The 12,069-nt window shown below is 43.3% G+C and carries 14 protein-coding genes; 7 read left to right on the plus strand and 7 right to left on the minus strand.

The features are described from left to right. Positions 1-225 precede the first annotated feature (225 nt). Positions 226-1,158, plus strand: a complete 933-nt coding sequence (locus tag AC1DFM_RS24330; RefSeq protein WP_477079370.1) for a hypothetical protein — start codon at positions 226-228, stop codon at positions 1,156-1,158. A gap of 115 nt (positions 1,159-1,273) precedes the next feature. Here AC1DFM_RS24330 and AC1DFM_RS24335 read toward each other — a convergent pair whose 3' ends face one another. From AC1DFM_RS24335 to AC1DFM_RS24350, 4 genes are all read right to left on the minus strand, one after another. Continuing rightward, a complete protein-coding gene (locus tag AC1DFM_RS24335; protein WP_477079371.1) occupies positions 1,274-2,467 on the minus strand; it encodes an exo-beta-N-acetylmuramidase NamZ family protein in 1,194 nt (397 codons plus the stop codon). Positions 2,468-2,557: 90 nt separating this feature from the next. After that, complete coding sequence (locus AC1DFM_RS24340; protein ID WP_477079372.1) at positions 2,558-2,917, minus strand: hypothetical protein; 360 nt, start codon at positions 2,915-2,917, stop codon at positions 2,558-2,560. Between the two features lie 134 nt (positions 2,918-3,051). Beyond that, entirely contained in the window at positions 3,052-3,420 is a 369-nt protein-coding gene (locus AC1DFM_RS24345) for a hypothetical protein (protein WP_477079373.1), read from the minus strand. A 10-nt stretch (positions 3,421-3,430) separates the two neighbouring features. Further along, the gene (locus AC1DFM_RS24350; protein WP_477079374.1) at positions 3,431-3,703 is read right to left on the minus strand and encodes a hypothetical protein; all 273 of its coding nucleotides are present in this window, start codon (positions 3,701-3,703) and stop codon (positions 3,431-3,433) included. Positions 3,704-3,810: 107 nt separating this feature from the next. Between AC1DFM_RS24350 and AC1DFM_RS24355 the strand changes: the two genes are divergently transcribed. Next, complete coding sequence (locus AC1DFM_RS24355; RefSeq protein WP_477079375.1) at positions 3,811-4,335, plus strand: DUF4240 domain-containing protein; 525 nt, start codon at positions 3,811-3,813, stop codon at positions 4,333-4,335. A 79-nt stretch (positions 4,336-4,414) separates the two neighbouring features. On the opposite strand, the gene AC1DFM_RS24360 is transcribed toward AC1DFM_RS24355, so the two are convergent. After that, on the minus strand, positions 4,415-5,791 hold the full coding sequence (locus AC1DFM_RS24360) for an alpha/beta fold hydrolase (RefSeq protein ID WP_477079376.1): 1,377 nt from the start codon (positions 5,789-5,791) through the stop codon (positions 4,415-4,417). Between the two features lie 74 nt (positions 5,792-5,865). On the opposite strand from AC1DFM_RS24360, the gene AC1DFM_RS24365 reads away from it, so the two are divergent. After that, a complete protein-coding gene (locus AC1DFM_RS24365; protein WP_477079377.1) occupies positions 5,866-6,537 on the plus strand; it encodes an ArsR/SmtB family transcription factor in 672 nt (223 codons plus the stop codon). Between the two features lie 62 nt (positions 6,538-6,599). On the opposite strand, the gene AC1DFM_RS24370 is transcribed toward AC1DFM_RS24365, so the two are convergent. Further along, positions 6,600-7,319, minus strand: a complete 720-nt coding sequence (locus AC1DFM_RS24370; protein WP_477079378.1) for a LytR/AlgR family response regulator transcription factor — start codon at positions 7,317-7,319, stop codon at positions 6,600-6,602. Between the two features lie 12 nt (positions 7,320-7,331). Beyond that, positions 7,332-8,387 carry a sensor histidine kinase gene (locus AC1DFM_RS24375; RefSeq protein WP_477079379.1) on the minus strand — a complete coding sequence of 352 codons (1,056 nt, stop codon included), beginning with the start codon at positions 8,385-8,387 and terminating at the stop codon, positions 7,332-7,334. Positions 8,388-8,675: 288 nt separating this feature from the next. Here AC1DFM_RS24375 and AC1DFM_RS24380 point away from each other — a divergent pair, with 288 nt between their 5' ends. From AC1DFM_RS24380 to AC1DFM_RS24395, 4 genes are all read left to right on the plus strand, one after another. Next, the gene (locus AC1DFM_RS24380) at positions 8,676-9,581 is read left to right on the plus strand and encodes a hypothetical protein (protein ID WP_477079380.1); all 906 of its coding nucleotides are present in this window, start codon (positions 8,676-8,678) and stop codon (positions 9,579-9,581) included. A gap of 118 nt (positions 9,582-9,699) precedes the next feature. After that, the gene (locus AC1DFM_RS24385) at positions 9,700-10,758 is read left to right on the plus strand and encodes a hypothetical protein (protein WP_477079381.1); all 1,059 of its coding nucleotides are present in this window, start codon (positions 9,700-9,702) and stop codon (positions 10,756-10,758) included. 118 nt (positions 10,759-10,876) lie between these two features. Then, entirely contained in the window at positions 10,877-11,446 is a 570-nt protein-coding gene (locus tag AC1DFM_RS24390) for a Crp/Fnr family transcriptional regulator (RefSeq protein WP_477079382.1), read from the plus strand. Between the two features lie 81 nt (positions 11,447-11,527). Continuing rightward, complete coding sequence (locus tag AC1DFM_RS24395; RefSeq protein WP_477079383.1) at positions 11,528-12,034, plus strand: cupin domain-containing protein; 507 nt, start codon at positions 11,528-11,530, stop codon at positions 12,032-12,034. Positions 12,035-12,069 lie beyond the last annotated feature (35 nt).

Below are 12,069 nucleotides of genomic sequence, written 5' to 3' on the forward strand. Positions count from 1 at the left end.
AGGTGAAATATTAAAGTTGAGCAAGAACGACGGGCAAGGCGCCAAGAAAAATGCCACTTACTTAATTTTCATATAATCAATTATATATAGATAAATATAAATAAAACGTGTACGTTTTTGATACAGCAATTGTTCACTTATGTTATCAATTCGTTAATCCAATTCTTATAATACCGATCACACGAATCAAAATACTATTCAAGCGTTATTTAGCATAAAAAATAAATGGATACATTTCTAGGTACTTTGGCAGGAATAATTTTTGGCGGATTCATTTCATTTTGTGTAAGTCGGTTTTATTACAAAAAAAGTATTAAAAAGAAGCAGATCTCTTGTTTCGTAGACTTTTTAAGCGAAATATTAACAGACATAGCTCCCGATATCAAGCAAAAACTAGTCGTTGACTACGCGGGTCAGAAAGTAGAAAGCCTTTACCAGGTGCAGTTCATCATAGCCAATGACGGTGATTATTCCATAAAAGATATTATAAAACCGTTGACGCTTAAAATACCAGACAAAGCGGTAGTACTAGATGCTAATATTTTAAGTATTGAGCCCGGTGGACGACAGGTAAACCTGGAGGTCATTCAAAATAACAATGGATTTGAAGTCGAATTTAATTTTCCTTTGTTGAACTCGGGAGAGTATTTCATTGCCAAACTTCTCATAAAAGGCAATATACCCAGACAAATGGGAACCAAAGAGGGAATTGAAAAGAGGTTTCTATCTCCTCAATTCTTTGAATTTTTGCCATATGATCCATTTATCTTCACTATTACCGCAGATGAGCTACCTCCGGAAATAATAAGTAAACGGCTTCCATCTGATTATATAGAAACTTCTCATACGGGAATTGATAAATCAATTTTTGTTTGTATCGCTATTATTGGAACGATGGCGTCTACTTTAGGTTATCTCTTATATAGTTTAAAAAATCTGCAACCAGATTTATTTCTATTCTCTATCAGTAGTTTTTTATCCAATTTTTCTTTACTGAAATTCTGTATAATAATTTACTGGATTATAGCCCTGGTACTTGCTGTGCTTACCGTAGCTATCCCTGTATGGGAACTTGGGAATGTAAAACTGAAAAGGCAAAAGAAATTCAAGGTCTCCAGAAAAATAGGAACTTACAAGCCTATGCATCTGTTAGATTAACATCAGTGTCCGAGGAAAACTATTAAAAAAACAATCAAATAACCATGTAATTATCTACCGTGGGAAATGACCAGCCGGGTGGAAGTATATGTTTATGATTTTTAGACAGGAAATACTAATACAGTAAATAAGGCATGATCCGCTCCTGCCAATCCTCCGGATTCGTATAGCGGGGAATGTCTTCATTCCCGTTTTGGCCTCCCCCCAACACCAGAGCCTCCGCCTCTCTTAATCCTGTTAGCAGATCAAGATGCCGGCCCCCGCTATGATTTACATAGGTAGGGTAAGATGCCCAGGCAAAGGAATCAGGATGCAGCTGTTGAATAAGACGAATCAGTAACCAGCCATATGCCACCGGTTTGAAAACAGCCGGATCAGTTACATGCACCATGATTCCCTGACATTTTTGCCCCGCATACTTTCCTTCTGCCGGCTTAAAATGGATCGGCCGGGCCAATGCACCTTCGGGATATAATTCATTTAAACGTATAGCCGTGTGGGTACCATCCATCCAGGGAGCGCCCGCCACGCGGAATGGGGTTGCGGTTCCTCTCCCCTCGCTCACATTAGTGGCCTCCAGCAATCCCAGGCCTGGGTATAGTAATGCTGACTCAAAATCTGGTATAGCCGGAGAAGTAGGCACAAAGGAAGACGCCCATTGCGGATAGAATAAACTCCGCTCCCAGTTGTGACAATGGATGATCTCTAACCGGAGCGTATTTTCGTGTAAGATCCCGTTATTCCGGGTTGATTTAAAATACAACGCCAACTCCGCCAGTGTGCAGCTATGCCTGATGGGAATACTCCATCTGCCTATAAAGCTACTGCAATGCTGTTCATCCAGCAATGGACCTTCTGCCAGATTTAACCTACCTGATAAAGGATTGGGCCTGTCGGCGATGACCAACTGCTTACCATGTAGCGCGCAGGCTTCCATTACATGGGTCATCGTCCATAGATAGGTATAGAAGCGGCAACCGATATCGGGGATATCAAATAGTACGATGTCTAACTCCGCCAGATCTGTTTGATCAGGCGCCAGCTTACCACCATACAGACTTGTAACCGGAAGACCTGTTAACAGATCGGTTTCATCCTTCATTTCAGCTCCATCTACACCAGTTGTATCCAGGCCATGTTCCGGAGAAAATAATCGGGTGACCCCGAAACCCGCTTCCAGCAATGCCTGCCGCACAGGTTTGAAATTTACCGTACAAGCAGCATGATTTGTTACCAAACCAATCCTGCTGTTTTTCCATGCAGGTGGATGCGCCAGTAATATATCGATACCTGATAGCACTGTGTTCATTGATTATTTAAATGATGGATTAAAGCCAGCTAAATCTTCGGATTTAATGTATTCCCTGCAAATGAAAACAACTACATCTCTAAAAAATATTTATAAAATACCTGGAAAATCTACCTTAATTTTCTCCAGCAATATACGATAACGTTCATAGGGAAACTCTTCTTCCCGTTCTTTCGCAAAACCTTTCTGCGTCAACAAATGGTATGCTTTTTTCAGCTGATAAAATAGCGTCACCAGCAGTTGCTTCAGTTGAATTTCAAAGGTTACTATTTTTTTATAGCCGGCACCGTACTGATCGTCGGCGCTCCCTAATTCCATAGAGATGATATGCCGTTCGGTTTTTTCTCTTGTTACCCGAAGGATACTCCAGCCGGGCTCTTCAAACCATTCCAGGATGATTTCATCTTCATTATTTAATAATGCCAGCAACATATTTGTGATGTCGTACATAGGGCTGCTCAATACACTCGATATAACAATCCTATGACTTACGCCATTAATGTCAAGCAAAAAATCAGTCCACCCATGCTTGCGTAGCGTCAGCAAAAAATCAATATTATCTTCCATATTAGTTTGAATATACATCAATAGTTTTCCATCTCCCATTCGCGGTCAATCCGATCTATATCTACATCCTGATACTTAATCAATTCCTTGTCAAAAACCCTGTTCTCAGGGTCCAGGATGGTACAAAGTGTATCATCTATTTCAGTGATGTTTTCCTTAATAACTGAATTTAATTTATGCTGTAAAAACCAGCCATAATGCAGTGCTACAGAAAATCCCTCCAACATTCCGGTAACGGGAAAAGTGGCATTATAGATCTCTTGCCTATACCCGAACAGATTCTGGAACAACCAACGAACATCAAAACGTTTTAAACGACTGTCAGATAAATCGGAGTAATCAGGAAGCACTAATGCAAGTGCTTTATCCTGTAATCCTTTATACAATTCAGCCGGCTTATCTTGTGTGAATTCCCCTAGAGATAAATACTGAAAATCGGTATACTTTTTTAAATAGTTTATCCTGCTGCTTTCCTGCCATCATCAGTTGCATCATTTTTAACGGATTCACCGATTTCTTTGAAACCCCAAATGCTTCTGCTAATACCCGTATCTGATCCAGCCTGGTTTGGGCTGGTTTGCTGTCAATCCTGTCGGGGCCATTCCATAAATGTCCGTAATCGAGTATTTTATAAAGGAGATCCCTGGCCGTAATAGTTGTATTTTCCATATACAATGATAAAAAAATTACACTATGTTTTGTAAATCCGTCTGTCTTACATTTAACAACCCCTAAAAATATTTCCTACATTCGACAACAAAGAAATATAGATGATCATGGAAAGAAAGACCTTCTGGGAAATCATTGAGAAATCCTTGCTAGTAGCATCAGAACAACAGGAAAATGAAATTCAAAAATTACTTTTGGCGTTTTCCTTAGATGATATTGTTCAGTTCGAAATCATTTTAAGAGAGTTAATCAATGAACTCGATGACTATAAAGTAATGGGGATTCTGAAAATTATGGATGGCTATGTGAGCGACGATTCTTACATATATTTTAGATGCTGGCTAATTGGCAGCGGCAAAAAAATATTTGATATCGCGCTGGAAAGTCCTGACGACATCGCTGCTTTTGTTGATCAATCCACCTTTCCGGACTTTGAGAGTCTTCTCTATGTTGCTGACGAGGCTTATCTGCAAAAAAGTGGTGTAGCAGAAGATGATGAAAATCTCCCCCGTGACGTTGCATATAGCAAAGGACTGGACTATGATCACGGCGCTCCTCCTACCAAAGGAACCGACTGGGAAGAAGAAGATCTGCCACAACTTTATCCGGCACTCTGGAAAATTTATAACTGATTTCTACTAATTTCCTTTTATCAATTAAAGCGTAAAGCACCTACGTGGATAGCAGATGCTTCACGCTTTAATTGATCACTTACTTCTTCCCATGAAAAGACTGGCTATCCGCCGGCACTTCCCGCCGGTCAAACATGCCATAGTCCCGTATCACTTGTGCTACCCGCAGGCGATAGTCTTTAAACACAGACTCCCGCCCTTTTAACTGCGCTGCGCGATGCATTTCCATATTTCGCCATGCTTCAATGGCTTTTTCATCTGTCCAGAAAGACAAAGACAATATCTTCTCCGGATGATAAATACTCTGGAATCGCTCAATAGAAATGAATCCCTTTATCTTCTCCAGTTCTGGTTTAAGCGCAGCTGCGATGTCCAGGTATTCCTGTTTGTGCCCATCAGCGGGCGTTACTTCAAAAATAACGGCGATGGCGTGTTGGTTGGGCTGCTTTCCTTCCTGTAGGAAATGAGTCACCTCCGTTTGCAATTGCAATCGGCTTTCCTCCAGATGCATCACATGCGTTCCTTTTTCAATCACTACGTATTTCTTACCGGGCGCATTTTTGAGGGAAGAGAATAGTTTTTCTGCGTCCTGGTTACTGGGATAATCATCCCATTCTCCCCGGATAATCAGTGTGGGCACCCTTATTTCTTTGGGATCATAGTAGGCATCGTTATGTGATAGTGCCGCGATATCCATAAAGGGGCCGGCTGGAAACCGTACACTATCCGAGTGGAATTTTGCGGCAAGCGGATCAGATTGCAACCAGGCAGTTCCCCAGGTATCGAAGATTTCCGGCGCGAGGCKGCACGCTTCTCCGGCAGGCGTGCCCTCTTTCATAAGCGTAATACGTTGTGCAGGCGTCAGCGATTCATATGGCTGCATTATTTTTTCCCAGGTAGCAGTATCCGGTCTGGCGGTGATAGCGGCAAATAAAACCAGCTTTGCAATTTTATCCGGATACTTCGATGCGTACAAGGCTGCCACAGATCCGCCCCAGGAATGACCTATTAAATAGACTTTGTTTTTCCCTGTTTGCTGTAAAATAAAGTCCACTGCTTTCGCTATATCCTGATAAACGCTGACGGCCCTGCCCGGAGGTGCATCTGTAGTGGTGTTGGTCAACATTTCMGGATAGCGGTCGGCGTAACCGTAGCCTAAAAAGTCCAGGGCAAAAACATGGAAACCGTTTTCCTTTAAATGATCCATCCAGGAAGCATGACTCATCCGGAATCCAGCGGCAAGCGCCGATGGAAACGAAGCGCCGTGTATAAACAATACCGGGTAATCATTTGATAGTACGGAAGGCTTTGCCTCCAGTAACGCCAGATTTAACCCCGGAATATGGCTGGCGGTTTTTAGAATAGGATAACTGTTCATATGCATGGTATCTTTTAATTGTGCTTGTGTAATGTGCTGATAGAATAAAAAGGTCAGTAAAAGGATAACTTTTTTCATATACTTATTTTAGACACTAAAGGTGATTAAACGCTACCTTTAATACTTCATTTAGTACTTAACTATGAATGCTGATGGAAACACAAATTGGTCAAATTGCTTCCTTGATTGGGGACCCGGTAAGGGCAGTCATTTTATGGACATTGCTGGATGGCAGGGCGTATACTGCTACTGAGCTGGCCATCAGCACCAATACATCTCCTCAGAATATCAGCATGCACCTGGGGAAACTCATACAGGCAGATTTACTGATAGCGGAAAAACAAGGCAGGCACCGGTATTACCGGTTTTCCAGGCAGGAAGTGGCGTATGCTATTGAAGCTATTGCCCATCTTATTCCCAATGAGAAACAAAAAAAGATGGTCAGCCATCAGCATAATGCCGCTATTGCACATTGCAGAACATGTTATGATCACCTCGCAGGAAAAATAGGCGTTTCCATTGCGGATAGCTTATTGAAACAACGGATGCTCCTCCAGAAAGCAGACCTCTTTGAGCTAAGTTCCAAAGGAGAGAAATATATGGGACAGCTGGGCATTAATTTACCGGAACTCAGGCAACAACGGCGCATTTTTTTAAGACCTTGTCTCGACTGGACAGAGCGGCGTTATCATATTGCAGGTGCTCTCGGCGCCGCTTTACTGGACCTGATGCTGGCGGACGACTGGATAAGAAGAACACATCAATCGAGGGCCATTGTTGTTACTGCCAGAGGAGAGAAAAAGATGCAGGAACATTTTGGTTAAACGGGAATACTAAAGAGACATCCCCAGGTGATCATCTATCTGATATTCCTCCTCTATCCTATTTATTTACTCAGTAACCGTTTATTGACTACCTGCATTAATAAGTCGCGCTGACTGCGACTTACCGGCAGTGTATGCCCTCCTGCCTGTACCATATTGCTATCGAGCTTACTTATCTGATGCAGATTCACTATATACGATTTATGTATTCGCAGAAAACTATCTGCCGGCAATTGTTGCTCTACATTTTTAAACGTCAGGTAAGCGATAATTTTAGTATGAATTGTTTGGATCAATACATAGTTCTGCATACTCTCCACGAAGAGGATATCTGACAACATCACTTTTTCGTATACCTGTTTATGTTTTACAAAGATGTAGTCCTGCACTGGCTGATTAGCAGGTACCACCGGCTGCTGGCGGGCGCTAAAATAATCCTGGGCCTTTAGCACCGATTGGGTAAAGCGTTGCAGGGAAAGTGGTTTTAGCAGATAGTCCAGTACATTGAGCCGGAAACCATCCAGTGCGTAATCCAGATAAGCGGTCACCAGGATCGTCATGGGCGGCGTGGACAATGTTTCCAGCAGATGCAGCCCACYCATTTTGGGCATATTGATATCGAGGAACATCAGGTCTACAGGGGTGGTTTCCAGCGTTTCGCGTGCCGATGCTACATTATTGCAGGCAGCTACCAATGACAGAAAGTCAAATGTTTGGATATACTTTTTTAATCCTTCCCGGGCAAGTGCTTCATCGTCGACAATGATACATTTAATTTCCATAAGCAGTTTTTATCAGATAACATTGATTGTCATTTCCAGATAAGCAAAAAACACGTCGCCGGTGTCTTCTACGCTAAGTGTGTGCTGGCCGGGGTATAAGAGGGCTAATCGTTTCCGCAAGTTAACCAGTCCTATTCCTTTGGAGCGGGGAATTATTTCGGGCGCGTCCGAACCGGGCTCTTTACTGTTTTTGACAATGAAAAACAGGGTCTGCTCTTCCAGTAAAAGATCTATACTGATAAAGTTAGGCCGGTCAGTAAACTGTGATATATGTTTGAAAGCATTTTCTACAAAAGGCGTCAATATCAGCGGAGAAATATAGTACAGCGGCAGATTGGCATCCCAGTGGCAGGTTATTTCCAGTTCATTACAGCGCCGTTTATTTTCTACGTTAACATAGTTCTGAAGGTAGTTCACTTCCTGTTGCAGCGATACAACCGGCTTAGAGGTATCATAAAGCTGGTAGCGCAACATATCGGAAAACTCCAGCACCATGTCTGCCGCCTGGCCGGCATCCTTTTCAATCAGTACATGGATGCTGTTCATCATGTTGAACATGAAATGTGGGTTCAACTGGTCGCGCAGCAACGTCAGCTCTGCTTCCAGGTGAGTAGTACGGAGCTGTTCGTGGTCGATCACCGCTTTCGCATACTCCTGGTAAAAGAKGATACCACAGATAGTGCCACTGGTAAAAAGCATCCCTATAAAGTATCCGGGAAACATGGATTGCAAACCACACATCTGTGGAACCGCCATTACCTTCCTCACACTATTACATATAGTCGGCAAACTTAAATACACGGTGATCAGGCTGGTCAGGAAGCAAACAACGATGACCAGTAACGCAAACAAAAGCATTTTACGTTGCCTTATAAAAAATGGGAGCAACCAGTAACAGAGTAAAAAGGTACATAGCGTACCTGGAATGGATTCCATCAGTCCCAGCTGAAATGCTTCCGTGTTATTAAGTCCCTGCATACGCACCTGCAAAAAGGTCAGCACCATATCCATTGCCCAGATAATGAGGATGACAGGCCAGGTTTTTATCAAAAAGAATGGCTTGGGCATCAGTCAATTTTAATGCAAAAAAGTAAAAAAAAACCATATAAGGACGCGATACCACAAATACATAACATGCTTTTAGTGCAGATCGTATAGTATTTCGGCACATTAGTCAGCAATTACGGTAAGATGATCAAAATTCATATAGACGGGAAGATATTCTCTTTTTCTTTGCACCTGTAAATCGGAAACCACAAACAAGGGAGGAACACCACTCCCGGTTTTGTACTATGCCCTGGTAGCTTGTCATACTAAACAAACCATTTGTCTCAGTAAAAACCTAAACTACAATTTATGAAACATTGCAACATGGAGCGAATCATGCACGCTTCCAAGCTATCTGGGGCCCTACTAGGTCTTGCGCTATTAGCAGGATCAGCCTGCAACAAAGTACCACTGCCTGAAGATGGTCATGGTGACGGCGGGAACAACACACCAGCCACCCCTGCTCCCGGATTACTTACCCGCATTGAAATGGGGGGCGCCCAGGGACTTGTTATGCAGATCAGTTACAACCAACTACGTCTGCCTTTAGTCATTCTTCAATATGCCAACAAACTGTTAGTCGCAAAAGATTCAGTGGTTTATGACAGCAACGGTAAGTTGCAAAAAGTGTTAAACTACACGCCCGATTTCATCTCCGCAGGAAAATTCGAGCTGTCATCAACTACAAAATTTGAGTGGGATGCTAAAGGTAATATCTCCCGGAAAACAAGTACTGATCAGGAAACAGGTGCTTTGGAAGAAGAGAATAAATATGCCTATGACGCCAGCGGCAATCTGACTACACTGACTACAACCGCCGGTGGTGGCACTAACCTGAAATTTGTGGCCACCTACACCTGGAACCAGAAGAACATTAAAAAGGAAGTCCTGACTGATGGCGCAAAGGTATTATCTAATTTGTCTGTCGCCGCTTTTGATCAACATCCTACCTACATCACCCATTCACTGCTGCGTTATTTACTGGAGGGCGATGAGCATGTAGTATTCAGCGATCAAAATCCGCTGGAAATCCGGAAGGCGCAATATGTTACTTATAATGGCAAACAGGACTCCATTATCACGGTGCAAAAGAATACTTATGAATATAACAGCGGTAATCGTCCGGTAAAAGTGGCGTCTACGAGCATCACTACCAGCCCTGGTAGTACGCAGACGACTGTTAAGGGTAATATTAGCTATGAATATAGTAAGTAAGCAAATAGTATAGTGACAGGAGCATCCGGATAACCGGATGCTCCTGATTATTTTAATAGATACAAGTTGGCAGAAATATCCTTTGTGCCTTACCTTTGCGGCTGTACAAACGTAATACATGAGTCAATTTCCGCATATAAACCTGCCTTTAAAGCACCAGTTAACATTTACTGCTAACCCGGTAAACGTAGTACCATTGCCGAATGGAGAGATCCTGATGAACTTTGCCAGTCAGCCGCTGATCACAAAGCTGAATGCTAATCTGGAAATAGTATGGGAGAAAATTATCCAGGGAAAACATACAAATTATGTAAGCAGTAAGCTGTCGGCCTCTTCTGATGGCCGCCTGATGGCAATTGCAGGCATGACCGATATACGTATTCTTGATGCAGAAGGAAACACAGTACTACATACCATAGAACATGGTTCCTGGGGCTGGTTCCTGGGCGCCGCCTGCTATTTCAGCCAGGATAATAAACACATCTGGTACGTATTGCCCGGTGATGAAAATGAAACAGATGAGGTACAAGTGATGGACGTGGCTACTTTTGAAGTAACGGCTTCTTTCCCCCTGCTGGAAAGCCAACAATACACGTATGCCTTTCATGCTACACCAGATAAGGATATCCTGCTGTTAGAAGCGGCTGCCGGCCAGGAAGATACGATCCAGATGCAGTTACAACTGAACAATGGCGCTATCTCCATGACGGAACTGTCCCAATGTGAGAATGTAATCCTGGGCAACTTTGCCCCCTCCGGAAAAGAATTTGTGACAGCGCCTCATTATGATGGTCCATTGGAAATTTATTCCTTTCCTGAAATCGCTAAAATAGCAGAGCAGGATCAGGTAGCTATTTTCGATGGCAGTAAAGACTACCCAGCTGCCGAACCGGATAATATCAACTATACCGTATTTTTTGTAGATGATCACCATATTCTGATTGTTTCTCAGTTTGGCAGGTTGCTGCTACTCGACAGAAAAGACCTCCGTTGCAAAGCAGAAGTGATGCCCGAGGGAATTGAATTCAAAGCCTATGATCTGGAAGGCAATCCTACTACCAACCCGGATTATATCTTTGACTACAGCAGTAATATTATTAACGTGATGATGGTGCACAACAAACTGTTGCTCACTACCGGCGACGGCCAATTGCGCAGCTACGACCTGCCGGTATGATAAAAAGTAACTGCGGCTCCCGGGAGAGCCGCAGTTACCCGCCCAATACGACGGGTGAACGAAAAAAAGTCCTCTGTCACCCATGACTTGAAGACTTTTTGTTTCTACATTTACGCCTATGAACAACTTCTGGGAAAAAGTGTCAATATATCACCCGCTATCAGCCGAAACCCGGCAGGCATGGGGAAATATCATTACCAGCCGCACCTATAAACGCCATGAAACTTTAGTAGCGGAAGGTCAGGTTCCGCGACTGGTAGCATTTGTAGTGAAGGGCCTCTTCTCACAGTACTTTACCGCACCTAACGGAGACGTGGTGATCAAACGTTTTTTCCYGGAAACATTTCTGGCCGCATCTGTGAGCGCTATGCTGACTAAAAGCCCCAGCCAGTTCACGATCCGGGCGTTAGAGAACACCACCGTGCTGGAATATCAATTCGATGAATTTAAAAAGCTGATAACGATTTATCCTGATCTGGCAGCGTTATACATCCGCTACCTGGAAATACACTGGGTATTGGAAAAGGAACCCCAGGAAATATCTCTACGCTATGATACCGCCAAAAGCCGGTATGCCGCCTTTCTGGAACAATTCCCTGCGCTGGAGCCCCGCCTGAAACAGCACGAAATAGCCTCCTATCTTGGCATTACACCCACACAACTAAGTCGTATTCGTGCGGAACGATAACTTTTTTTGAAAGTCTCAACATATGTAAATGTTTTTCCTGTTGGCTTACCGGAATTTTGTCTTCATAAAAACAACACACTTATGAAAAAGATAGATTACATGGAAGACCAACTCGACAATAAAGCCACTGTACATCACGCCGGCAAAGGAGAACGTCTGGAAGTAGGCGGAGCCTCCTTCGTATTTAAAGTGACCAGCGAAATGTCCAACAGCCAGCTGGGCGTATATGAGATCACGTTACCCCCACATACTGTTGGCGCCAAACTACATTACCACCGTTTTATGGATGAAACGTTTATAGTGAACAAAGGCGTGCTCACCGTATATGCCGGCGAAGACACACATCACCTGGAACCCGGATCAGTAGCGTATGTACCACGTTTTACCCCACACGGCTTTGCTAATGATACTGATGAACAGGTAGTGCTCACCCTTCTCTTCAACCCCGCAGAAAAAAGAGAAGGCTTCTTCCGCGGGCTGGTGGATATCCTCAGCGAGCAACCCATTGACCCTACAAAATTCCTGAAGCTGTATAATAAATATGACACCTTTCCGGTAGATGTCAGTAATATGTTACCGGGGAAATGATAACAACGGCAGCGTAATACCAGTCTTGAATGCTA

The organism is Chitinophaga sp. 05T412, assembly GCF_056396465.1.

What these genes read in the sequence shown, in the direction of transcription:
- AC1DFM_RS24385 (WP_477079381.1), top strand. Translation starts at nt 9,700, where the DNA reads ATGAGTCAATTTCCGCATATAAACCTGCCTTTAAAGCACCAGTTAACA.
- AC1DFM_RS24330 (WP_477079370.1), top strand. Translation starts at nt 226, where the DNA reads ATGGATACATTTCTAGGTACTTTGGCAGGAATAATTTTTGGCGGATTC.
- AC1DFM_RS24395 (WP_477079383.1), top strand. Translation starts at nt 11,528, where the DNA reads ATGAAAAAGATAGATTACATGGAAGACCAACTCGACAATAAAGCCACT.
- AC1DFM_RS24380 (WP_477079380.1), top strand. Translation starts at nt 8,676, where the DNA reads ATGAAACATTGCAACATGGAGCGAATCATGCACGCTTCCAAGCTATCT.
- AC1DFM_RS24335 (WP_477079371.1), bottom strand. Translation starts at nt 2,467, where the DNA reads ATGAACACAGTGCTATCAGGTATCGATATATTACTGGCGCATCCACCT.
- AC1DFM_RS24355 (WP_477079375.1), top strand. Translation starts at nt 3,811, where the DNA reads ATGGAAAGAAAGACCTTCTGGGAAATCATTGAGAAATCCTTGCTAGTA.
- AC1DFM_RS24340 (WP_477079372.1), bottom strand. Translation starts at nt 2,917, where the DNA reads ATGTACGACATCACAAATATGTTGCTGGCATTATTAAATAATGAAGAT.
- AC1DFM_RS24350 (WP_477079374.1), bottom strand. Translation starts at nt 3,703, where the DNA reads ATGGAAAATACAACTATTACGGCCAGGGATCTCCTTTATAAAATACTC.
- AC1DFM_RS24365 (WP_477079377.1), top strand. Translation starts at nt 5,866, where the DNA reads ATGGAAACACAAATTGGTCAAATTGCTTCCTTGATTGGGGACCCGGTA.